Origin of the sequence: Streptococcus sp. 1621 (assembly GCF_013276615.1) — a bacterium.
Taxonomy (GTDB): domain Bacteria; phylum Bacillota; class Bacilli; order Lactobacillales; family Streptococcaceae; genus Streptococcus.
In genome coordinates this window covers 32,493-54,511 of record NZ_VMLJ01000027.1, presented here as the reverse complement: position 1 = coordinate 54,511, position 22,019 = coordinate 32,493, and the positions used below count along the sequence as shown (strand labels likewise).

The following is a 22,019-nucleotide window of genomic DNA, read 5'->3' as shown; positions in this document are numbered from 1 at the left end:
GGAAATTCCCTAATCTTCATCACTCTATAATTTTAGAGTTGCAAGCGACTTTCAAGAGCTTGTGTCAACACTTCAGAATAGTTCACTTTCTCACGATCTGCAAGTCTGACTAGCCACTCTGGAACCGTAACATTTTTTCGAATCGCTTTATTATTCTTTACGAAAGGCAAGGGATTGACCTGAATCAAAGTCACAAATCCATCGGGAGCCTTCAACTCAGCAATGTCACTAGGAGTAGGCAAAGCCAGTCCTTCATCAATATAAGAAGCTAAAACACTCTCAAGCATTTCCCGAGCATTTTTCATTGCAAGTTCAATCGTTGCTCCCTCTGTCCCACCTCCAAATTCAGGAAATTCAACCCAGTATCCAGTGCCTTCTCTATGAAAAATAGCAGGATAAGATTTTAGCATAATACACCTCCACAATTTCCAAATCAACTATAATCCCAAATCTTTTAATATTTTTCTCTCTAGACCTTTTCCTAAATCCTCATTACCGTGAACTGGAATAGTGACAAGATAGGAGACCCCTTCTTTCTTAAAATGATGATGACTTCCTCTCTTACGAACTTCAATCCATCCATTTGCAAGAGCTAATTTTACCATTTCCTTACCTGTTATTGGCATTTATGGTCACCTTTCTAGCTAAAATTATACTTATAATGCGTATTTTTGTCAATTCTTCTATCTTATCTATTCGTAAAAAAAGAAAAAAGATCAGGAAATTTCCTAATCTTCATGTGTGTTTACTTGATTTTCTTGGCTAGCATGGTCGCAAAGCGTAGTTGAATACGATTGCCATTCTCATCGCGACGGTGCAAATGGCCTGGATTTTCATTGTACTTGACCAATTCCCAGTCCTTGTAATAGTATGCCAATTCCCCTTCTTTAAAGGTAAATGGGAAGTTCACAGAGCAAGGGTAATCTTCCGTATCCATAGCACAAACGATAAGATTATAGCCACCGACCGTGGTATGCTCCTGCATATTTTTGATAATTGCAGGAATGCGGTCTGCTTGCAAAAACATCAAAACAACTGTCGATACGATGAAATCATAAGCTTGCCCAATGCTAGCTGAATTGATATCTTAAAAACCAACAGGCATATCCAAATCTTCCTGCTCCACAATGCTTTGCAAGATTTCAAGGGACAGTTCATTTTGATCCACAGCTGTCACATCAAAACCTTGCTGGGCTAGAAAGAGGGAATTACGCCCCTGACCACAGCCCAAATCCAAGGCTTTCCCTGGTTTTACTGTCTGCATAGCCTCTAGGACCTCTGAATGAACAGGATTGGTATTGTATTTCTTAGGGAAATAATCCTCAGGTTTACAATAAAATTCCAAGTACCATTCTACATCGTCTGTTACAGCCTCCACTCGGTGCCAGGCTTGTGGTTGTGCCATTGGATTGTCAGCCCCCGCTTCAAAGAGATGCTCAGCTAGAACCTCACCATCCTCTGTCAATTCAATAAACTTGAGAGTTCCTTTTAAAACAGTAATCTTGCCCCAAGTCCCAACCTTGGTATTGTGTTTCTGCTGAACAGCCTCTGGCATGGTTTCTTTAGTCCACAAGGGCATACGTTTATAGGCAATTAGTTTTTCCATTTTCATTCCTCTTTTTATCGCTGATTAACAGCTTTCATCACGCGCGCAATGTCGCGATTTTGCTCACGTCGTTTGATTGACTCCCGTTTATCATAGTCATGCTTCCCTTTAGCTAAACCTAAAAGGAGCTTGGCATAACCATCTTTGATATAGACCTTAAGGGGAACCAGGGTCATTCCTGTCCCTTTGGTCTCTTGTTCCAACTTTTGGATTTGCTTTTTATGGAGCAGGAGTTTGCGACGACGTTCTGGTTCTTGATTCCAGATATTTCCCTCTTCGTAAGGAGCGATATGAACATTGCTCAACCAGACCTCCCCATTTTTCACTTGGGCAAAGCCATCCTTGAGATTGATTCGAGCAGCTCGTACACTCTTGATTTCAGTTCCAGTCAGGACCATTCCTGCTTCTAGCGTATCTACGATTGTATAGTCGTGCCGCGCCTTTTTATTTTGTGCGACGACCTTTCCCTCGCCCTTTGCCATGCTTGGCTCCTTTCTTAGCTACTTCCTTATAAAAAGGTTTCTTTCCTTTTTTCTTCTTGTCTTTTTGTGAATGCTTGCGCTTATCATTTGAGCGTCCTGATTTTCTCTTGTCTTCCTTCTTATCTGAACGACGACTGGAACCACGCCCTCTGTCACTACGACTAGACTGTTTCAAGCCTTTTTCGATCACATCAAACTCACTTGGAATGTAAGAGAAGTCAATTTCCCCCGTCATCTTGTCGGCTCTTTCAACCCGAATACGAATTTGTTGACCTACACGGAAGGTTGTTCCTGATTTCTCCCCACGCAGGGTCAAATCACGCTCATTGAAATGATAAAATTCAGGTAGATTGGTGATGTGAATCAAGCCTTCAACTGTGTTTGGCAATTCAACAAAGAGACCGAATTTAACGATGCTAGACACAACCGCATCGTACTCTTCGCCCACGTATTCTTCCATATACTCAGCCTTTTTCATGGCTTCGACTTCACGCTCAGCCTCGATAGCACGACGTTCACGGTTTGAGGACTGGGTCGCAATCTCTGGGATCACTTGCTCAAAATGCTCGGCTATTTCCTTAGAACAGCCGTAGTCCCGAATCATACGGTGAACAAGGAGGTCCGGATAACGACGAATCGGACTGGTAAAGTGAGTATAATAATCAGCCGCTAATCCATAGTGGCCGTGATTGTGCTCTGAATAGCGAGCCTGCTGCATAGAGCGAAGAAGCATCATGGACAATACATCTGCATAAGGTTCTCCCTCAACAGCACGCATGATGTCTTGGAGAGCCTCCTGGCTCATCTCACTGGCAGTCCCATAAATGTGCAAACCAAAACTCGAAGCATAATCAATAAATTTCTGAACCTTTTCAGCCTTTGGCTCCTCGTGAATTCGATAGATGAAAGGCGAATCCAGCTTGCTAAAATGCTCAGCAACTGTTTCATTGGCCATCAACATGAAGGACTCAATCATGCGCTCGGCAACACCACGCTGACGAAGAACGATATCAACAGGCTTTCCTTGTTTATCTACTAAAATCTTCGCCTCATTGGTATCAAAATTGAGGGCTCCACGTTTCACTCGCATGTTTTCTAAAGTTTCATGGAGCTTGGCCATAAGTTCGATACTTGGAACAATTTTCTGATACTCTTGTCTCTTTTCCTCGTCGCCCTCTAAGATATCATTGACATCGCTATAGGTCATACGAAAACTGGTCTTGATAACTGTTTGTGTGATGGTGTAGTTGACCACATGACCATGTTTATCAATTTCCATAATGGCTGACTGGGTCAAGCGGTCAACTTGAGGATTGAGGGAGCAGATGCCATTTGACAAACGCTCTGGAAGCATTGGCACCACTCGGTCTGTCACATAGACTGAAGTCGCGCGGTTAAGGGCTTCCTTGTCCAGGGCAGAACCCTCGGTCACATAGTAGGAAACATCTGCTATGTGAACTCCGAGTTCGATATTTCCATTTTTCATAGGCTTAATATGCACTGCGTCGTCCAAGTCCTTGGCGTCCGCACCATCAATGGTAAAGGTAATCTCATCTCTTAGATCCAGACGACCTTCCATATCCTTTTGAGACGGAGCATCAGGAACACTTTCTGCTTCCTTAAGAACAGCCTCTGGAAACTCGGAGACAATGTCCATAGACTCCAAAACCTCAAGAACATCAATTCCGACATCCGTTGAGTGCCCCACCACATCGAGGACACTAGCGACAAAGAAATCATGTTTCTTGCTTGGGTATTTATCGATAAGGACCTTGAGAACTTCTGTTCCTTCTAGTTTTAGGGCTGGTTTCTTAACATAAATAGGTTGACTGATTTTCTGATTTTTCGAACGGATGTAGCCAGCATACTTAGGCTTTTCCTGATCCAGAACGATTTGCCCGACAACTGTTGTCAAACTGTGTTCTAGGATATCAATAATTTTGGCTTCCGCTGCTGTTCCCTTATTGCGGTCAGCGACTTTCTTAATCACTACCTCGACGGTATCACCATCAATAGCATAGTTGACATCGTTTTTTCCTACAAAAAGGTCGTCCTCCTCGCCTTCCAGACTGACAAAGCCAAAGCCATTTTTATGGGCATGAAAAATCCCCTTGAGAGTAATCTCATGTTTTTTCTTAACTTCCAAGGTCAGACTGCCATCTTCTTCAAAACGAATCTGATGCCTTCTTTCCATTAGGGATAAGGTTTTAATCAACTCACGAAAATCCTTGGAACCATCTTTTCCCAAAGCCTGAGCCAAGTCATTGACAGTTACCTTTCCCTTGTCTTGTAAATATTCTTTTATTCTATCTTTCATATTTTCTTTCTAGATTTTTTATTTTCTTTTACTGTAAAACCTTCTCAAATATCCTTTAAAAATAAAAAGAGGCAAAGACCTAGTCCTGCCCATTATTTTCTTATCTACTTGATAATACCGTCAATGCTAAGGCAATGGCTAGCCAGAAAAAGACTAAAATCCCTGTCAAACGCTGCATTACAGCTTCAAAACCGCGTGCTTTACTGCGTTCAAACAAATCACCTGAGCTGGCATCAAATACATTGCTGGATTGGTTTTTGGTTGGTTGCATGAAAATCGCAATCACAATTACAACAGATAATACTAATAAAATGGTTAATAATAGGTTATACATATCAAACTCCTTAAAATCCCTATTATTTTACCATAAAATCTACTTAGATTCAAGATGTAGGGTTACTTTTCTTTCCTTGGGACAATACTTTAAAACCTCGATCTTGTCTGGATGGGTTTTTGAATTTTTACTGGTTAGGTAATTGATACTGCCACAAGAGGAGCATTTGAGATTAATTTTTACTCGCACTAGATTTCCTTTACTTTTAATAATGTTCGAAATTGAAGCAGGTTAAAGAGACAACTAAAGGCAACACAAATGCTTGTCGCATAAAAGACTGCATGATAGCCAAATTGACCTGCTACTGCAGAACCTGCCATAGGCCCAACGACACCTCCCAGATAAAAGAATACCTGATTAAAGGCAAAGACCCTCGAAATACCAGCTTTGGGCGTCATCTTGCTGAGAAGGGCATTGATCCCAGGTATCAGCGCACCGGTTCCCAAGCCAAAGAGGAATCGATAGAGTCCTAGTTGAAGCGGACTAGAGGCATTGGCACAGAGGAGATAGATGATAACTGAATAAAACTGAGCTACAACCAAGAGACGATGGTTGCCCACCTTGTCACCTAGCTTTCCCATGACTCCTGCACTCATCATACTGGAAAAGCCCATACTGGATACAATCAAACCAGATACAAAGAGAAGATTCTCTGTCTGGCCTAAGTCGCGCACATACAGAGCCAAAATAGGGCCAATCGATTGAGCTGAAAATTGGATGACAAGACTGGTCAGAAAGAGGTTGACCAAAAGATAGGGATATTTAACTGAGGTAAACAATTCCTTTGTTGGAATAGCCTTTTCCTTGGCTACTGGTTGAAAATCTTCCTTGATAAAGCAAATAGTCAAAACAGCAGCTAAAAATAGAAAACTACCAACCAGTAAGAAAACTGTACGAATACCAAATAATTCTGCGATAAAGCCACCAATAAAGGGACCAGTTAGAGTACCTGCAACTACGCCTGTAGACAAAGTACCTAAGGCAGAGCCTGATTTTTCCTTGGGAACCTGACTGGCTATCAAGGCAGTTGCATTAGGAACAAATCCTGCAAATACACCGTTTAATAAACGAAGAAAGATTAACCAATAGATATTTGGGACAAAGGCCAAGCCTCCCATAGTAATAGTCATGGCCAGACCAGCACGAATCATCATGGGTTTTCGGCCGTATTTATCAGCAAGGATTCCCCATATAGGAGAAAAGAGCGCCGCAGAAATGGCAGAGACAGAAATAGCTAAACCTGCATAAAAAGCAGCTTGATCACTCCCTACACCCAGATTTTCCACAAAGATGGGCATAAAGGGCACTACCAAAGAAATACTGGCTCCTGTCAGAAAATTACCAAACCAGGCAATGCGCAGATTATCCTTCCAGTTAATCTCTGTCATCTTGCCTACCTCCCTCAAGAAGGATATGCACTTGATTAAGAAGCTGGTTCTGATTGCCATTATTATCAAGAACCTGGCTGGCCAAATCTTTCTTTTTTTCTAAAGGCCACTGGGCTGCCAGACGAGACTCAGCTTCATCCTTGGATAGCTGATCCCTTTTCATTAGACGTTCTACTTGGACATCTCGGTCCACATAGACCAACCAAGTCTCATCAAACCAAGAGACGTAGTCCTGCTCAAAAAGCAAGGGAATATCCATGAAGAAAATCTCTTCTGTCTGAGCCAACTGGTCTCTCAACGTAGCTAGCTCCTCACGGATAATCTTTCCTTGGATTCGCTTAGACCATTCCTGTTCTTCAGGATTTGAAAAGATAAGACTAGCTAGGATAGGGCGATTAAGTTCTCCGTTTTCAAGGATGATTTCTTGCCCAAAATGCTGGACTAGAGCCTGAAACAAACGACCACTAGGTTTCTGTAGTTGGTGGACGACTGCGTCGGCATCCACTACTTGAAAGCCTTGCTTTCTTAGAAAATTTGTCACGGTTGACTTACCAGAGGCAATTCCCCCAGTGATTCCGATGATTTTTCCCATCAGTCCCTCCTTTGACACTGAGGACAAAAGTGGGTTCCACGTCCGCCTAGTTGTATTTTCTCAATGATGGTGCCACAACGTGAACATTCTTGACCAGCCTTATCATAGACCTGATGAAAATCCTGCATGGTTCCATCTTCCCCAAAGGCATTGGTATAGGTCCGAATGGTGGAACCGCCTTTTTCAACAGCCTGTCCCAATACAGCAATGGTCTGGTCATGAATGGCAGTCACTTCTGCTGCTGTCAAAGTCTGGGAAGGTCTAGCCGGATGAACCTGAGCTCGCCAGAGAACCTCATCCACATAGATATTGCCAAGTCCAGCTACCAAGGTCTGGTCTAGGAGATGGGATTTGATAGGCTTTTTAGATTTCTTCAGGGCACCTATAAAATTCTCTAAATCAAAGTCCTGGTCTGTTGGTTCAGGCCCTAATTTTTTAGAAATAAAGTAGGCGTCTAAAAGATCAGGCTCCAAGAGTTCCATAGTACCAAACTTGCGAACATCCTCATAAACAAGCGTGCCACCGTCCTCAAACTGAAAGAAAACATGGGCATGCTTGCGTTCGGGAACCTGATACGGATAATAAAAATACTTGCCTTCCATGCGCAAATGGGAAATCAAGACCTTGTCTGTCAGGTAAAAAAGCAAATATTTGCCCCGACGTTCCATTGACTCAATAATCTGACCAGGCACCTCCTTTTGAAACTCGTCCAAATCTGTCTTAATCATCTTGGTATAGCGAATTTCTACACTCGAAATCTTCTTACCCAGAATCAATTTTTCTAAACCACGACGAACGGTTTCAACCTCAGGTAATTCAGGCATACGTCCTCCTTCTGTAAAAACAAGAAGCAGGCATGAGCCCACCTCTACTTAGTATTCTTTTTCATTATAGCCAAAGTCAGCCAAATCTAGCTTTTTATCGCGCCAGTTTTTCTTGACCTTGACCCAGGTTTCTAGGAAAACCTTGTCTCCTAGCATGAGTTCAATATCACGACGGGCCATGCTACCAATTTTCTTAAGCATAGCGCCACCTTTACCGATGATAATCCCTTTCTGACTATCGCGCTCGACCATGATGGTTGCACGGATGTGAACCTTGTCTGTCTCTTCATCTCGTTTCATAGAATCCACTACTACTGCAACAGAATGCGGAATCTCTTCACGAGTTAGGTGCAAAACTTTCTCGCGAACCATTTCTGAAACCAAGAATCGTTCTGGATGGTCTGTGATTTGATCAGACGGGAAATATTGGAAACCTTCGTCCAGATTTTCACTCAAAATATCCACTAGACGAGAGACGTTATTCCCTTGAAGAGCTGAGATTGGAACGATTTCCTTAAAGTCCATTTGATTACGAAAATCATCAATCTGAGACAAAAGCTGGTCTGGATGAACCTTGTCAATCTTGTTCACCACCAGAATAACAGGAACCTTAGCAGCCTTGAGACGCTCGATAATCATATCGTCCCCCTTACCACGCGCTTCATCAGCAGGCACCATGAAAAGAACGGTATCCACTTCGCGAAGGGTACTGTAGGCAGACTCAACCATGAAATCTCCGAGAGCTGTTTTAGGTTTGTGAATCCCTGGTGTGTCGATAAAGACGATTTGTTCCTTATCAGTCGTGTAAATTCCCATGATTTTGTTGCGCGTTGTCTGCGCCTTGTCACTCATGATGGCAATCTTTTGCCCCATGACATGATTTAAAAAAGTTGACTTCCCAACATTGGGACGTCCTAAAATGGCTACAAAGCCTGATTTAAAAGTCATAATTTCCTCTTACTGTTTAAAATAATAAATCCCAGATTCGTGGGAGAAAAATCAATGCGCCTGTTAAGGCTGCGAAAAGAGAAACCACTAATACCGCGCCAGCCGCCATATCCTTGGCATTTTTAGCCAGCATGGAAAAGTGATAGTGACTGGCCAAATCCACCACATTTTCAATAGCAGAGTTGATAATCTCAAAGGCTACTACCAAGAAAATGCTCAATAGGAGAAAGAGCCATTCGATTCGTGACACCTGAAAAACAAAACCTGCAAGGATGACCACTAGAGCCGTCACTGCGTGTTTTCGCATATTGCGTTCTTCCTTGATAGCAGTAAAAATACCTGTCAAAGCAAATTCTAAACTAGATATCAGGTCACGATTTTTCCATTTTCGTTTATTGTCTTGTGAGTCCATAGGCTGTCAAAATTTCTTCTTGTAAACCGAACATCTCCGCTTCTTCTTCCGGAGTGTAGTGATCATAGCCATTGATATGTAAAAAGCCGTGTACTGCCAAGAAGCCCATCTCACGCTCAAAGCTGTGACCGTATTCCTCGGCCTGCTCATGTGCCTTATCGATAGAGATGAACAGTTCCCCAATATAGGCATCAAACTCAGACATCATCTCTGCCAATTCTGGATTTTCAAGCAAATCCTCTTCGTCAAAGGCAATTTCCAACTCTGGTTTATATTCAAGACTGATAACATCTGTCGGACGGTCTGTGTCACGGTACTCCAGATTAAGTTCATGACTACGTTCATTGGTCACAAAGGTAACCGCCATCTCCTTGTCTTCTTTGCCTAATTTTTGGGCTGCAAATTCCAAAATTTCTTGGGTTTGTTGCAACATTTCTTTTGAAACTTGACCAGTTTCATCTACCATTTCAATATACATGTGCTTCTCGTTTCTCTTTACTTGGCTTTATTATACCACATTTCCATGATTTTATTCTACCTTTTTGATATAATACTATGGAATACAATCACAAGGAGAGAACGATGTCATTTGACGGATTTTTTTTACACCACATGGTTGAGGAATTGCGCAGACAGTTAGTGAATGGTCGCATTCAGAAAATCAATCAGCCTTTTGAACAAGAGTTGGTCTTGCAAATCCGTAGCAATCGCCAAAGCCATCGCCTGCTCCTTTCTGCCCATCCAGTTTTTGGACGCATTCAGCTGACCCAAACGACTTTTGAAAATCCATCCCAACCTTCTACCTTTATCATGGTTTTAAGAAAATATTTGCAGGGTGCCCTGATTGAGTCGATTGAGCAAGTGGAAAATGACCGTATTATGGAAATTACAGTTTCCAATAAAAACGAGATTGGAGACCATATCCAGGCTACCTTGATTATCGAGATTATGGGTAAACACAGTAATATTCTACTGGTTGATAAGAGCAGTCATAAAATTCTCGAAGTCATTAAACACGTCGGCTTTTCACAAAATAGCTACCGCACCTTGCTTCCTGGGTCGACCTACATCGCTCCGCCAAGTACGGAATCTCTCAATCCTTTCACGATCAAGGATGAAAAGCTCTTTGAAATCCTGCAAACACAGGAAACGACAGCTAAAAACCTTCAAAACCTCTTTCAAGGTCTGGGACGTGATACGGCAAATGAATTGGAAAGCATACTGGTTAGTGAAAAACTTTCCACTTTCCGAAACTTTTTCAATCAAGAAACCAAGCCATGCTTGACTGAGACTTCCTTCAGTCCAGTTCCTTTTGCAAATCGTGTAGGAGAACCTTTTACCAGTCTTTCTGATTTGTTGGACACCTACTATAAGGATAAGGCTGAGCGAGACCGCGTCAAACAGCAAGCCAGTGAACTCATTCGCCGTGTTGAAAATGAACTTCAGAAAAACCGCCACAAACTCAAAAAACAAGAAAAAGAGTTACTGGCGACAGACAACGCTGAAGAATTTCGCCAAAAAGGGGAATTGCTAACAACCTTCCTCCATCAAGTGCCTAACGACCAAGACCAGGTTATCCTGGACAACTACTACACCAACCAACCGATCACCATTGCGCTTGATAAGGCTCTGACTCCCAACCAGAATGCCCAACGCTATTTCAAACGGTACCAGAAACTCAAAGAAGCTGTCAAATACTTGACTGATTTGATTGAAGAAACTAAGGCAACCATTCTCTATCTGGAAAGTGTGGAAACCGTCCTCAACCAAGCAGGACTAGAAGAAATCGCTGAAATCCGTGAAGAATTGATTCAAACAGGTTTTATCCGCAGAAGACAACGGGAGAAAATCCAGAAACGCAAAAAACCAGAACAATATCTGGCCAGCGATGGCAAAACCATCATCTATGTTGGCCGCAATAACCTGCAAAATGAGGAACTAACCTTTAAAATGGCCCGCAAGGAGGAACTTTGGTTCCATGCCAAGGACATTCCTGGAAGCCATGTTGTCATCTCAGGCAACCTAGACCCATCTGATGAAGTCAAGACAGACGCAGCAGAGCTAGCCGCCTACTTCTCGCAAGCTCGCCTGTCAAATCTGGTTCAGGTAGATATGATCGAGGTCAAGAAACTTAACAAACCAACTGGTGGCAAACCCGGCTTTGTCACTTACACAGGACAAAAGACCCTCCGTGTTACACCAGACCCAGAAAAAATCGCATCCATGAAAAAATCCTGATTTTACTTGAAATCAGGATTTTTAACATACTATTCACTCAAATCATATCCAATAATAAGACTAATCTTTACCACCTAGTTTCTCATTGATTTTCATCATCACACTAGCAATTTTTTCGCCCCAATAAGGGTCTGAGGCATATTCAACATTCATACCAGACGCCTTATTTCCAAGGAAAGTTCTGCCCCTATCGATATAATTTTCCTTAATCCACTTGGTTGCTCCTAAAATTCCCTTATCCACATCATCAAATGTCTTGGCAGAAAGGTAAGGTGTCGTATCATAGGCTGTAATTCCAAAGAAATTATTCTTATCTTTGGCAATTTTACTTCGTCCCCAATCACTTTCTAAAGCACTATGGGCAAGGAGGTAAAGGGCATTGATATGGTAATGCTCTTCGGCTTCCTTAAAGGTAGATCCCTTATTTTCCAAGAGACTATTGTCAATATTTAACAGACTAAATACCTTATCCAAGTCTTCAGCACTATAGTTTGTAACCTCTGTCAATTCTTTAAAAAGGAAGGGATTTTCAAGCTTAAAACCATCAAAATGCAGGCCATCTGCCGAATAATATTTCTTGCCTACTTCCATATCAGAAAGATGAGCAGCTACTGGGATACTAGCATTCTGAGCCACATAGTGATAAAAACGGTGTCCATCACTCTCATAATAAGGGATAAAGTCCTTACTAGCATCTAGCGCTTGTAAATCTTCTGTTTTCATATAGCCTGACAAACCAGAAATAGTAATAGCCAAGCGCTTGTCATCACTTTTTCTATCCTTATCTAGCCAGACGACACTACCTTGCGATATATAGGAGAGCTTTTCACCATCTGCATTATAAACATTTGCTGTGACAGGTACTACTTGATAATAAGCAGCATTTTCATTTGTAGCTTTTTCTCCAAGCCATTTACCATCGTTTCCAAGCTGATAACCATCTACTGTTTCATTTTTCACCATGTAGCCACCAGATTTGAAGTAGTACCAGGCTTGACTTTTAGCATCGTATAGCCATTCTTTCTCAGCCATTTTACCATCAGATTTGATGTAAAACCATGACTCCTTATCCCAAATCCATTCATTGGCTGCCATATAGCCACCGGATTTTAGATAATAATAGTGACCATTTTCGAAAATCCATTCTTTCTCAGCATGTTTTCCATTTTCTTTGATGTAAAACCAAGATTGGTATTGTTTGTCAAAAAGCCAACCTTGCTGCACTTTGGCACCACTGGCATTCACATAAGCCTGGTCAATCCACTGACTTGTTAGCAAATAACCACCAGATTTGAAATAATAGTCCTTGCCCTTAATTTGGAGCCATTCTTTCTCTGCGTGCTGGCCATCTGCTTTTATATAAAACCAAGAGTCGTATTGAGAATCAAATACCCAGTCTTCTATTACCTTGGCACCTGTTGCACCAACATAGGAAGTTCCTACCCAAGCAGTTCTTTTCATCTTTCCATTTTGGTCAAGATAATAAAAGGCTCCCTTGTCTTCTACCCATTCTGACTTGGCCATATAGCCACCAGATTTTAGGTAAAAATAATCATCACCTTGTTTCAGCCATTCATTTTCAGCATAGTTGGCATCTGCTTTTATATAAAACCAAGATTGATAGTGAGCATCAAAAACCCATTCATTGGCTGCTTGACTACCGTCTGCTTTCAGGTATTGTTTTCCTTGCCAAGTACCATCACTGGCCATTACACCCTCTGGACTAGCTAAGAAAAATAGCAGAGCTAAAAAAATAAATCTTACTTTCTTCATTAACCTTCTTCCTCTGTTCTTATTTATTTTATTGTACCAAAATTCTCTTAAATTCATATTACAAACTAATAAAAAATCAAGAACAGATAGATTGCAGTTTACCTCAAAGACTCTTTTACTTCCTTGCGGAGATTTTCCAGACTGCTAATGCCGTATTTGTCCATAACTTTTGGTAAATTTTCGATGATATCAGGACAGGCATAGGGATTGGTAAAGTTGGCTGTTCCAACTCCGATTGCAGATGCCCCGGCCAGATACATTTCTAAGGCAGCTTCAGCCGAATCCACTCCTCCCATTCCAATGATGGGCAGGTCTGTAGTTTGGGCGACTTGGCAGATGAGTTTGAGTGCTACTGGAAAGACTGCTGAACCAGACATTCCACCTGTTCCATTGGCCAAGATTGGTTTTCTGGTTTTGAGGTCAAAGCGCATTCCAACTAGAGTATTGATCATGGTCAAGCCACTTGCTCCCGCATCTTCTGCAGCTTTTGCGACAGTAACGATATCGGTCACACTCGGGGTTAATTTGACATAAACTGGCACTTCGGAGGCTTCCACAGCTGCTTTCACCACATCATAAGCCAAATCTGGATCTTGACCAATCAAAAGTCCGTGATTACAGTGGTCAACATTGGGGCAAGAAATATTGAGCTCGATAGCCTTTACATTAGCTGCCTTGGAAATACCATGAGAAACAGCCGCATACTCTTGTTTTGAAAAACCAGCCACATTGGCAATAATAGGAAGATTTGGATATTCTCTTTCCAACCAAGGTAGCTTTTCGGCCAAAACAACTTCCAAACCAGGATTTTGCAAGCCAATTGCATTGAGCATGCCAGCAGGTGTTTCTGCCACCCTTGGAGTTGGATTGCCAAAACGGGCTTCAAGGGTTGTCGCCTTGATCATAATAGAACCTAAAAGATCTAAATCATAGTACTTGGCATACTCTTGTCCAAAACCAAAACAGCCTGATGCTGGAATAATCGGATTTTTCAAATCCAAACCAGGTAGAGAAACTTGTAAACGATTTGTAGACATGATTTTCCCCTTATAATACAACTGTTCCTGTGCGGAAAACAGGGCCATCTTCACAGACACGTTGGCTGAGCGTCTCGCTTTCTGGCACTTTTAGGACACAGGCATAGCAGGCACCCATCCCACAAGCCATACGAGATTCCAGAGATAGATAGGCTCTTGGGTGGTCATAAAAGGTTTGATTGATATACTTCATCATTCCAGGCGCCCCACAAGAATAAACAGCATCAAACTGACTGTCTAAATCCTTGATGACAACAGAAACATTCCCCTTGATGCCATAAGAACCATCATCTGCCGTTACAAAGACCTGCCCATATTGGGCCAATTCCGTTTCAAGGATAACAGCATCCTTGTTAGCAAAACCAAGGACTGTCACCACTTTCACACCACGCGCATGCAATTCCTTGGCTACTTCAAGCAAGGGCGGAACACCAATCCCCCCACCAACTAAGAGAACCTGGCTCTGATTGTCCAGTTCAGACAAGTCAAAACCATTTCCCTGAGGCCCCATCACATCAAGAGTATCTCCCTGACCTAAGGTTGAAAAAATAGCTGTCCCAGCTCCCTCAATCCGATAAATAAGGCGACACTGCTTCTTAACCTTATCGATAGACGAAATTGAAATAGGACGACGCAAGAGATGGGCATCATCAGGCACACGCAGATGAAGAAATTGACCTGCTCGCATAGCTTCAACCATTTCCCCTTCTAGGACTAATTTAAAGATTGCTGGCGCAATTTCCTCCTGTGCAACCACCTTCATGGTTTCCAAACGAATGGCACCCAAACGCTTCTTACATGTGGGATTCATGATTTTTCCTCCTTAAATTTTAAGGGGACCAGACAAAGAAAAGACCTTGCGATTGCAAGGCCTCAGTTAAAATCGTACAACACAAGAGAGCACACTCAAAAAGTCTCCTCTGGAAAATTGTACTATTCTTTTATCCGACACCTTGTGAGTCTCTCTGGACTCCCCTTAAAGGTTAAATTTTTACTAGTATACTCTTTCAGCTAAAAAAAGTCAAGTAGAAAACGAACATTCTACTTGACTTCACGGGATTATTTTTCACGAATGACTTCGACCTTGTATCCATCAGGGTCTTTGACAAAGTAATAGTTTGGTGCAGTTCCTGGTAGACCATTTGGCTCAGTCACTTCATAGCCTTTTGCACTGTGCTCTTGGTGAAGAGCCTCAAGATCAGGTGTACTTAGGGCGATATGGGCAAAACCATCTCCAACTACATAAGGGCCATGATCATAGTTATAAGTCAACTCCAACTCATAATCGTCACCATCAAGTCCTAGATAGACAATCGTGAAGGCATGATCTGGAAAATCTCTGCGACGCAATTCTTTAAATCCAAAAGCATCTTGATAGAATGCAATTGATTTTTCAAGATTTTCTACTCGCAAGCAAGTGTGTAGCATTTTTGAAGCCATATTTTTCTCCTTTATTTTTAAAAAGACTGGACAATCCTGTTCCAGTCTTATCAGTTATTATTTACCAAGTTTTGCTTTAGCCGCATCTGCAAGAGCTGTGAAAGCTGCTGCATCGTTAACAGCCAAGTCAGCAAGCATTTTACGGTTAACTTCAATCTCAGCCAATTTCAAACCATGCATCAATTGTGAGTATGAAAGTCCGTTCATACGAGCTGCCGCGTTGATACGAGTGATCCACAATTTGCGGAAGTCACGTTTTTTCTGACGACGGTCACGGTATGCATAGTAGTAAGAGTTCATTACTTGTTCTTTTGCAGTACGGAACAAGATGTGTTTAGCTCCATAGTAACCTTTTGCTAATTTAAGAATACGTTTACGACGTTTGCGTGATACAACGCCACCTTTAACACGTGCCATGTTTTATTTCCTCCAAATATTTCCTAGAATTGTTTACTTACAGTCAAGCTATTATTTCAAGCGAGTAAGCATTGCTTTGATACGTTTGTAATCTCCTGAATGCACCATAGATGCTTTACGAAGATGACGACGTTGTTTCTTAGTTTTTCCGTGGAAACGGTGAGAAGTGTAAGCACGGAAACGTTTAAGTCCACCAGAACCTGTACGTTTGAAACGTTTAGCTGATGCGCGGTGTGTTTTTTGTTTTGGCATGATTTTTTCTCCTTTATTTAACTTTCTGACAATTATTTTTTGTCAGTTGCTGGCGCCAATTGCATGAACATTTGACGTCCATCCATTTTAGCACGTTGTTCGATGATGGCAATATCTTGAGTTGCTTCAGCAAACTCGGCTAAAACTTTTGCACCAATCTCTTTATGGGTAATCATACGACCCTTAAAGCGAATAGATACCTTAACTTTATTTCCTTTTTCAAGGAATTTGCGTGCATTGCGAAGTTTTGTATCAAAGTCACCCTTGTCAATCGTTGGACTTAGACGAACTTCTTTCACAGTAACAACACTTTGTTTTTTGCGTTGTTCTTTTTGCTTCTTCTGGTACTCAAATTTGAACTTACCGTAGTCCATAATTTTTGCAACAGGCGGTTTGGCTTGGGGTTGAATCAATACTAGGTCAACATTAGCATTATCAGCCAAAGCTTGCGCTTCACTGAGTGGCTTGATGCCTAGCTGTTCTCCCTCAAGACCGATCAAGCGAACTTCACGTACACGAATCTCATCATTGATGAATAAGTCTTGCTTTGCTATGGTTTTCACCTCTTTTGTTTTATTAGAGAAAAACAATAGCGGACTCGTAAATATACAAGCCCGCACGTTATGATAGCGTTTCTTAGAAACTTTTCATCCGTAGGGCCAGGCAACTTAATGTCACAAGGCGAGAAGCTCTCACTTCTGCTTTTCTCAACTTTTATATGATACCAAGTTTTCTAGCTCTTGTCAAGATAAAAAGTTATTTTTTTGAAAAGTTTCTGTTTGTATTTTGACTTGGTTTACGCATCAAAAAGAGAGAACCAAGTTGATTCCCTCTCTATGTTAGTTTTTACTTATTTTCCCTATAGGAAAACTAAGCCTTAAAAAATTCTTTTTTCTGTGAACTTCCCCATCTTTCGATAAATAGAATCCCCACTAACAAAAGGATAATCAGGCAAGGAAGTAAGAACATCCCCATACTCCAATTTAGATTGACATTATCAATTTGCTTAGGTAATCTTCCAGATAAAATCTCCACTGAACGCAAGTAAGTAAATGGAATCAGATGTGCAATCTTTTGAAGAGGCTGAATGGTTTGGATACCAAACAATAAGCCAACAATCCCAATGAGTGAAAGAAAAAGGACAGGCATTTTTTGCTTGAAAAAGTAAGCAATCAAGTACACTACTTCCACAATGACGATAAAGGCTAAGAAAGCTAAGAACAAGCCAGGAAATAACACATCTTGTATCTTTCCAATAGTTACCTCTTGATTCACTAAGCCATAAATCGGGTAGGGATAATCTAACTGTCCAAAACCACTTATCAGACTTCCCGCTAGAAAAGAAAATCCACAGATTCCGATAAACAGCACAGTTACATAGCCCACTCCAACTCCAAGAGAGGACATGGCAAATGCCACTTTTGAAAAAGGATATAACTGAGCTGTGTCCAGATGATTTTGATATCTTTCTGCAAATAGTTGCGTTAGCATAAAAATAATAGCAACCACAAACAAGCTTGGGATGATAGCCTCTAAAACCCAGACAATCTGATCAATCCCGTGGGTCGGAAACTCCAAAGTATGTGCTTTTATGTTCAAGGGATACAGGGCTTGGTAAATCTTCCGTTCGCGGTCAACCCCCATTTTTAAGCCAGAGCTAGCAGTCGGGTCATTTGATACAAATTCATAATTCTTCTCTTCATCTTGCCACTGCAGATAGTAGGCCTCTTTCCAGCGCCCTTCTTTTAATAAAGTCAAAATTTCTGTCTTTCGCTTCAAAAGATTTTTTTGTAATTCTAAATTACTTTTAGCAAACTGGTATTCCTCCGAGCTGGTGTCAGACATTTGGGAAAGTTTCGCTTCATTTTCATTGATAGCTCTCTCATTTGCTACAAGATGGGCATCCAAGCTAGTCTCTAAGCTGACTGAGTTTGCAGTCTGACTATTAAAATAAAAGGTAACACCGAGTACAGATGCAAATAAAAGTAAGATAATCCAGTTTAAGCGACTTTTGAAAACTTTTTTCAATAAAAATAGACTAACATCTTTCATAAACTAAACCTCTTCTATCTGCCCCTGATGAATGGTTACTACTCTATCGCAGACATCAACCAACTCTTCCTTATAGTGGGAACTTAAAAGAACCAGCTGTTCTTGCCTATCGATTTGTACAAGCCTATCAAAAAACTTCTGTCGATAATACTCATCTAAGCCATTTGTAATCTCATCCATGAGCCAGCATTTGGCCTGACTCAGGAAATACATGGCAATCACCAAGCGTTGCTTCATGCCTAAGGAATACTTGCGAATGGGAAGGCTGATATAGTCAGACATTTCCCAGTAATCAATTTCATCCCTCAAGTTCAGACCTGACTTCCAGATATTTTTGATAAGGCGAAGATAGTCTATCCCACTTAAGTTTCCATCCAGCCATTCAACGCTCTCATAATAAAATAAAGAAGGAGGGGCTGCAATATTTCCGCTACTTATAGGAATTAAATTGCTAATGGCGCGGAATAGTGTCGTCTTTCCAGAACCATTGATAGCAAGAATACCATAAATCCTACCCTTTTCAAATGTAAAATCAACATCTTGTAAGATGACTTGTCGCGTTTTTAAGGTCACATGAGTAAGCTGCAACATATCTAGTCCTCCTTTTTATCACTCTTTAAGGATTAATAGCCTCCGCTGTAGTAGTTTATTACCTCATAACGATCATAGTTCCAACCTCCGCCAACTTTATACTCAGAATAGCTGTAATAACGAGACCATTCCGGAATATCACTATATCTATGTTTGTGATAATTCATACTAGACCTATAGAAGATATTCCAATCATACCGATAAGTTTTAAGAACGCTCACAGCAGATACACTGGACTGAAAAAGACCAAGTGATAACAAAGTAGCTAATAAAACAACTTTTGCTGATTTTTTCATGGTTTTCACCTCACTAATATATTTACTTTCGAAAGCGCTTTAATTATATCATTTTTTCCTCTGTTATGCAATAGTTTTTTGGATTTATTTTACTAATATATAATATTTGTCCTTCCTATCGAACGCTTTCTATTTTCCAACTCCTCCACCCTTTAAAGCGTATAGCTCCTTGCTGGTCAGTTCGGTAAACTTTGCTATTGATATCTTCCAGTCGGGTCAAGGTTTCCTGATGGGGTAATTTCGTTCGATTATTCTTTCCAACTGAGATGAGAGTCATCTCTGGTTTGAACTGTTCTAAAAAGGCTGAACTTGATGATTTTTTGGAGCCATGTTGGCTAGCTTTCAAGACATCCACCTTCAAGTCTGGATAGTGCTTCAGCAAGTCCTTCTCTCCTTTCTCCTCCAAGTTTCCTGTGAAGAGGAAGTGCTTATCCAAGAGTTTCCCATACAGAACTATGGAATCTTCATGACCTCCATCTCCAATTTTCCTTGGAGATAAGACTTCTAACTGACTTCCGAAAATTGGCAAATTCTCTCCCACTGACACACTACGAACCTTGGTTTGAGTCGCCTCTAGTTCTGCCACAAATTCCTTCTGTTTCAAACTGCCTTTTGACACTAAAATTTCGCCTACATGAAAAGCCCTGGTCACCTCCAACAAATCGCCAATATGCTCCTTGTCCGTGTTAGTCAAAATTAGCTGGTCAATCTTAGCTACTCCTCGACTTTTAAGATAGGGTATCAAGCTTCGCTGGGCATTGCTGGTCGTCGTCTTTTCTTGCCATTTTTCAATTTTCTTATCAGATTCTGCCTTGCCACCGACATCTATGAGAATAGTCTTACCAGTTACATCCCGTAGGAAAATACTTTCGCCTTGCCCCACATCCAGCATGGTGATTTCATTTTCTAGTGGATTCTTGGTCAGGAAAAAGAGACCTGTAATCAATAAGCTCAATACCGTTAACATTTTAATGTTTTTCCTCAAATCATAGACCAAAGCCAAGGAAATTAACAACAAGATTAAAAGCCACGCATTAGGTTGTCCAAAGACCAGAGGTCTACTTGCCACCTGTGATGCAAAGCGAATCATTCCCTCTAACCATTCAAAGATAAAATTCAGCTGAATGACTGGATAGAGAAAGGAAAGGGCAAATAAGATGGACAAGAGCGGTAAGAAGACCAAGTCAAAAAGAAAGGAAAAGACAAAGGTCAAAAGGATGGACCAAGGCTGAAATTCTGCAAAATAGAAGGATAGAATGGGTAATATTCCCAAAGAAATAACCAGACTTTCTCTGGCAATAGCCTTAAGCCCCTCCTCTTCTTTGCTGGTCATGGTCAAGATAAAAGCATAAGCGCAGGACAAGACTCCTCCTGCAGTCAGGAAAAAGTTGGGTATGATGATAAAGAGGACAAGCACCGTCAAGGCAAAATTATCCAAGCCCTTAACACCATGTTGAGCCAGTAACTTTTGCAAGAGACTGCGAATAACCGAAGCTGAAAATCCTGTCATACCTGCATAGATAATGGAAAAGGGATAAGTCAGCCATTTCAACTTTTCTTGGGTCAAGCCCAATCGCAAGAGGATTTTCTTAAAGCCATCCATGAAAAAACCTACCTGCATGCCCGACAAGGCAAAAAGGTGGATAATTCCTAGACTAGAATAAAGCTCATTCATCTCCTCAAAGTCAGTGTCCAAATGTCCTAACAAGAGCCCTGTCATATAATTTCGCATAGGGTCTGGAAAGTGCGTCTTAATCCAAACCACAGACTTTCGACGTAAACTGGACAGGTTTTCACCTATATCCCAACTGCCAACCTTTTGAACTGACTGGATTTTTTTGATATTGAGAGTCTGGTAAATTCCCTGAGTCTTCAGATAGGCTTGGTAGTCAAAGCCACCAAAATTTCTCTTCCCTTCTGGCTCCGAAAGCTTCCCTTCTAGTTCTATATCATAAAGGTCTGTCAAGGTTTGAAAGGCTTCTTTCTCCTCCTCTGTCTGGAGTTTATAATAAACTTGAAAAGCACGACCGTTAGACTTACCACGAAAGGATAGACTATCACCATTAACCTTAATAGTGTCAGGCAAAATCCGTACCCTCTCAACAGAATCCGCTAAGTTTTGACTAGCTTGACTCTGTTGCCAAGTTTGAAACAGAAACCAAAATCCAAATATTCCACAAATCACTAGAACTTTGCCTGATGATTTCCAAGGAAATTGAATAAAGAGACAAACTAGCAGAAAAACAAAGCCCAACAAAGCAAAATAAGATGCTGAGAAAATAGCATAGTAAAGCCAGAGTAATAGAAAACTCAGATAGATTAGGAGAATGGGGATGTTCTTAATCCACTGTAACATAGTCTTTTAACTTTTCTATAGTCTTGGCGCCAATGCCAGAGACTTTCTTGAGCTCGTCTACTGACTTGAATTTCCCATTTGATTCACGATGGTCAATAATGTCCTGAGCTCGTTTTCCTCCCAGTCCCTTGACTTGCTTGAGTTCTTCCAGACTGGCCTTGTTGAGATTGACCTTCTTGTCCTTGCTTGTTGAAGAAGGCGCTCCAGAACCTGCCTGTTGACCAGCTACTTCTTCTCCCTTAGTTGGAACGTAAACCAGAGCCTCATCACTGACTCTCTGAGCTAGATTGAGCGACTTGCTGTCTGCTTGCTCTGCCAAGCCACCTGCTTTCTGCACGGCATCATTGACTCTACTACCTACCGGCAAATCGTAAATACCCGGAGATTTGACAGCACCTTTGACATCTACTGTGATTAGATCTTGTTCAACCGGTTCTTCCTTCACTTCCTTTTCGGTCGATGAATCCTTGGAAACAGCTGCGACTTCTGCCTGTAAATTCGTTTCTTTGACAGGTGTTTGTGGAGTTGGCTTTAGCAGGAAAAATCCTCCTACAAGCAAGCCCAGACCAGTACAGATGACAATGATTTTATACTCTTTGATTTTTTCGATAATTGCTTCCATATTTTCTCCTCTCTTAGATTATTCGTAAGAGGAAGAAAAAAC

At 41.3% G+C, this 22,019-nt stretch carries 25 protein-coding genes, 1 pseudogene and 1 other annotated feature; of the genes and pseudogenes, 1 reads left to right on the top strand and 25 read right to left on the bottom strand.

Annotated elements, in window-relative coordinates; translation table 11 throughout:
* Nucleotides 1-32 precede the first annotated feature (32 nt).
* The 13 genes and pseudogenes from HT697_RS06280 to ybeY all read right to left on the bottom strand — a co-directional run bounded on the left by HT697_RS06280 (nt 33) and on the right by ybeY (nt 9,381).
* Nucleotides 33-410: a type II toxin-antitoxin system HicB family antitoxin gene (locus HT697_RS06280; RefSeq protein ID WP_033688727.1), complete on the bottom strand. Its 378-nt coding sequence runs from the start codon at nt 408-410 to the stop codon at nt 33-35.
* A gap of 27 nt (nt 411-437) precedes the next feature.
* Entirely contained in the window at nt 438-626 is a 189-nt protein-coding gene (locus tag HT697_RS06275; RefSeq protein ID WP_101782206.1) for a type II toxin-antitoxin system HicA family toxin, read from the bottom strand.
* Nucleotides 627-745: 119 nt separating this feature from the next.
* A pseudogene (gene tehB / locus HT697_RS06270) lies at nt 746-1,606 on the bottom strand (SAM-dependent methyltransferase TehB).
* A 14-nt stretch (nt 1,607-1,620) separates the two neighbouring features.
* The gene (gene smpB / locus HT697_RS06265; RefSeq protein ID WP_001051750.1) at nt 1,621-2,088 is read right to left on the bottom strand and encodes an SsrA-binding protein SmpB; all 468 of its coding nucleotides are present in this window, start codon (nt 2,086-2,088) and stop codon (nt 1,621-1,623) included.
* Nucleotides 2,051-4,405 carry a ribonuclease R gene (rnr, locus tag HT697_RS06260; protein WP_173262552.1) on the bottom strand — a complete coding sequence of 785 codons (2,355 nt, stop codon included), beginning with the start codon at nt 4,403-4,405 and terminating at the stop codon, nt 2,051-2,053. The genes smpB and rnr overlap by 38 nt, the downstream gene beginning before the upstream one ends.
* A 100-nt stretch (nt 4,406-4,505) precedes the next feature.
* Nucleotides 4,506-4,739, bottom strand: coding sequence for a preprotein translocase subunit SecG (gene secG / locus HT697_RS06255; RefSeq protein ID WP_000282517.1), 234 nt, complete (start codon nt 4,737-4,739; stop codon nt 4,506-4,508).
* A gap of 39 nt (nt 4,740-4,778) precedes the next feature.
* The gene (gene rpmG, locus HT697_RS06250) at nt 4,779-4,928 is read right to left on the bottom strand and encodes a 50S ribosomal protein L33 (protein ID WP_001809104.1); all 150 of its coding nucleotides are present in this window, start codon (nt 4,926-4,928) and stop codon (nt 4,779-4,781) included.
* Nucleotides 4,928-6,127 carry a multidrug efflux MFS transporter gene (locus HT697_RS06245; protein ID WP_173262549.1) on the bottom strand — a complete coding sequence of 400 codons (1,200 nt, stop codon included), beginning with the start codon at nt 6,125-6,127 and terminating at the stop codon, nt 4,928-4,930. The genes rpmG and HT697_RS06245 overlap by 1 nt, the downstream gene beginning before the upstream one ends.
* A complete protein-coding gene (gene coaE, locus HT697_RS06240; RefSeq protein WP_173262546.1) occupies nt 6,114-6,719 on the bottom strand; it encodes a dephospho-CoA kinase in 606 nt (201 codons plus the stop codon). Before coaE ends, HT697_RS06245 begins: the two co-directional genes overlap by 14 nt.
* Nucleotides 6,719-7,543: a DNA-formamidopyrimidine glycosylase gene (gene mutM / locus HT697_RS06235; RefSeq protein ID WP_173262543.1), complete on the bottom strand. Its 825-nt coding sequence runs from the start codon at nt 7,541-7,543 to the stop codon at nt 6,719-6,721. The genes coaE and mutM overlap by 1 nt, the downstream gene beginning before the upstream one ends.
* A 48-nt stretch (nt 7,544-7,591) precedes the next feature.
* Complete coding sequence (gene era, locus HT697_RS06230; RefSeq protein ID WP_000143264.1) at nt 7,592-8,491, bottom strand: GTPase Era; 900 nt, start codon at nt 8,489-8,491, stop codon at nt 7,592-7,594.
* 16 nt (nt 8,492-8,507) lie between these two features.
* Nucleotides 8,508-8,903: a diacylglycerol kinase gene (locus HT697_RS06225; RefSeq protein WP_000378166.1), complete on the bottom strand. Its 396-nt coding sequence runs from the start codon at nt 8,901-8,903 to the stop codon at nt 8,508-8,510.
* The gene (ybeY, locus tag HT697_RS06220) at nt 8,884-9,381 is read right to left on the bottom strand and encodes an rRNA maturation RNase YbeY (RefSeq protein WP_000275156.1); all 498 of its coding nucleotides are present in this window, start codon (nt 9,379-9,381) and stop codon (nt 8,884-8,886) included. The genes HT697_RS06225 and ybeY overlap by 20 nt, the downstream gene beginning before the upstream one ends.
* Before the next feature lie 104 nt (nt 9,382-9,485).
* Here ybeY and pavA point away from each other — a divergent pair, with 104 nt between their 5' ends.
* Nucleotides 9,486-11,141 (top strand): Rqc2 family fibronectin-binding protein PavA, encoded by a 1,656-nt coding sequence (pavA, locus tag HT697_RS06215; protein ID WP_173262540.1) that lies wholly within the window; start codon nt 9,486-9,488, stop codon nt 11,139-11,141.
* A gap of 60 nt (nt 11,142-11,201) precedes the next feature.
* Here pavA and HT697_RS06210 read toward each other — a convergent pair whose 3' ends face one another.
* The 12 genes from HT697_RS06210 to HT697_RS06155 all read right to left on the bottom strand — a co-directional run bounded on the left by HT697_RS06210 (nt 11,202) and on the right by HT697_RS06155 (nt 21,977).
* Nucleotides 11,202-12,971: a glucosaminidase domain-containing protein gene (locus HT697_RS06210; RefSeq protein ID WP_173262537.1), complete on the bottom strand. Its 1,770-nt coding sequence runs from the start codon at nt 12,969-12,971 to the stop codon at nt 11,202-11,204.
* 41 nt (nt 12,972-13,012) lie between these two features.
* Nucleotides 13,013-13,999 (bottom strand): dihydroorotate dehydrogenase, encoded by a 987-nt coding sequence (locus HT697_RS06205; RefSeq protein ID WP_173252984.1) that lies wholly within the window; start codon nt 13,997-13,999, stop codon nt 13,013-13,015.
* Complete coding sequence (locus HT697_RS06200; protein ID WP_173252985.1) at nt 13,962-14,762, bottom strand: dihydroorotate dehydrogenase electron transfer subunit; 801 nt, start codon at nt 14,760-14,762, stop codon at nt 13,962-13,964. The genes HT697_RS06205 and HT697_RS06200 overlap by 38 nt, the downstream gene beginning before the upstream one ends.
* A gap of 248 nt (nt 14,763-15,010) precedes the next feature.
* A complete protein-coding gene (locus tag HT697_RS06195) occupies nt 15,011-15,391 on the bottom strand; it encodes a VOC family protein (protein ID WP_173252986.1) in 381 nt (126 codons plus the stop codon).
* 57 nt (nt 15,392-15,448) lie between these two features.
* Nucleotides 15,449-15,808, bottom strand: coding sequence for a 50S ribosomal protein L20 (gene rplT / locus HT697_RS06190; RefSeq protein WP_000124834.1), 360 nt, complete (start codon nt 15,806-15,808; stop codon nt 15,449-15,451).
* 51 nt (nt 15,809-15,859) lie between these two features.
* Nucleotides 15,860-16,060, bottom strand: coding sequence for a 50S ribosomal protein L35 (rpmI, locus tag HT697_RS06185; RefSeq protein ID WP_001125943.1), 201 nt, complete (start codon nt 16,058-16,060; stop codon nt 15,860-15,862).
* Nucleotides 16,061-16,092: 32 nt separating this feature from the next.
* Nucleotides 16,093-16,623 carry a translation initiation factor IF-3 gene (infC, locus tag HT697_RS06180; RefSeq protein ID WP_000848180.1) on the bottom strand — a complete coding sequence of 177 codons (531 nt, stop codon included), beginning with the start codon at nt 16,621-16,623 and terminating at the stop codon, nt 16,093-16,095.
* 15 nt (nt 16,624-16,638) lie between these two features.
* Nucleotides 16,639-16,770 (bottom strand) — a sequence feature (ribosomal protein L20 leader region).
* Between the two features lie 160 nt (nt 16,771-16,930).
* Nucleotides 16,931-18,112 carry a hypothetical protein gene (locus tag HT697_RS06175; protein ID WP_173252987.1) on the bottom strand — a complete coding sequence of 394 codons (1,182 nt, stop codon included), beginning with the start codon at nt 18,110-18,112 and terminating at the stop codon, nt 16,931-16,933.
* A gap of 3 nt (nt 18,113-18,115) precedes the next feature.
* On the bottom strand, nt 18,116-18,703 hold the full coding sequence (locus tag HT697_RS06170) for an ABC transporter ATP-binding protein (RefSeq protein ID WP_173252988.1): 588 nt from the start codon (nt 18,701-18,703) through the stop codon (nt 18,116-18,118).
* Between the two features lie 32 nt (nt 18,704-18,735).
* Nucleotides 18,736-18,924, bottom strand: a complete 189-nt coding sequence (locus HT697_RS06165) for a hypothetical protein (RefSeq protein ID WP_319946283.1) — start codon at nt 18,922-18,924, stop codon at nt 18,736-18,738.
* Nucleotides 18,925-19,114: 190 nt separating this feature from the next.
* Nucleotides 19,115-21,355 (bottom strand): DNA internalization-related competence protein ComEC/Rec2, encoded by a 2,241-nt coding sequence (locus HT697_RS06160; RefSeq protein WP_173252990.1) that lies wholly within the window; start codon nt 21,353-21,355, stop codon nt 19,115-19,117.
* On the bottom strand, nt 21,339-21,977 hold the full coding sequence (locus tag HT697_RS06155) for a helix-hairpin-helix domain-containing protein (protein WP_173252991.1): 639 nt from the start codon (nt 21,975-21,977) through the stop codon (nt 21,339-21,341). The genes HT697_RS06160 and HT697_RS06155 overlap by 17 nt, the downstream gene beginning before the upstream one ends.
* Between the last annotated feature and the right edge of the window lie 42 nt (nt 21,978-22,019).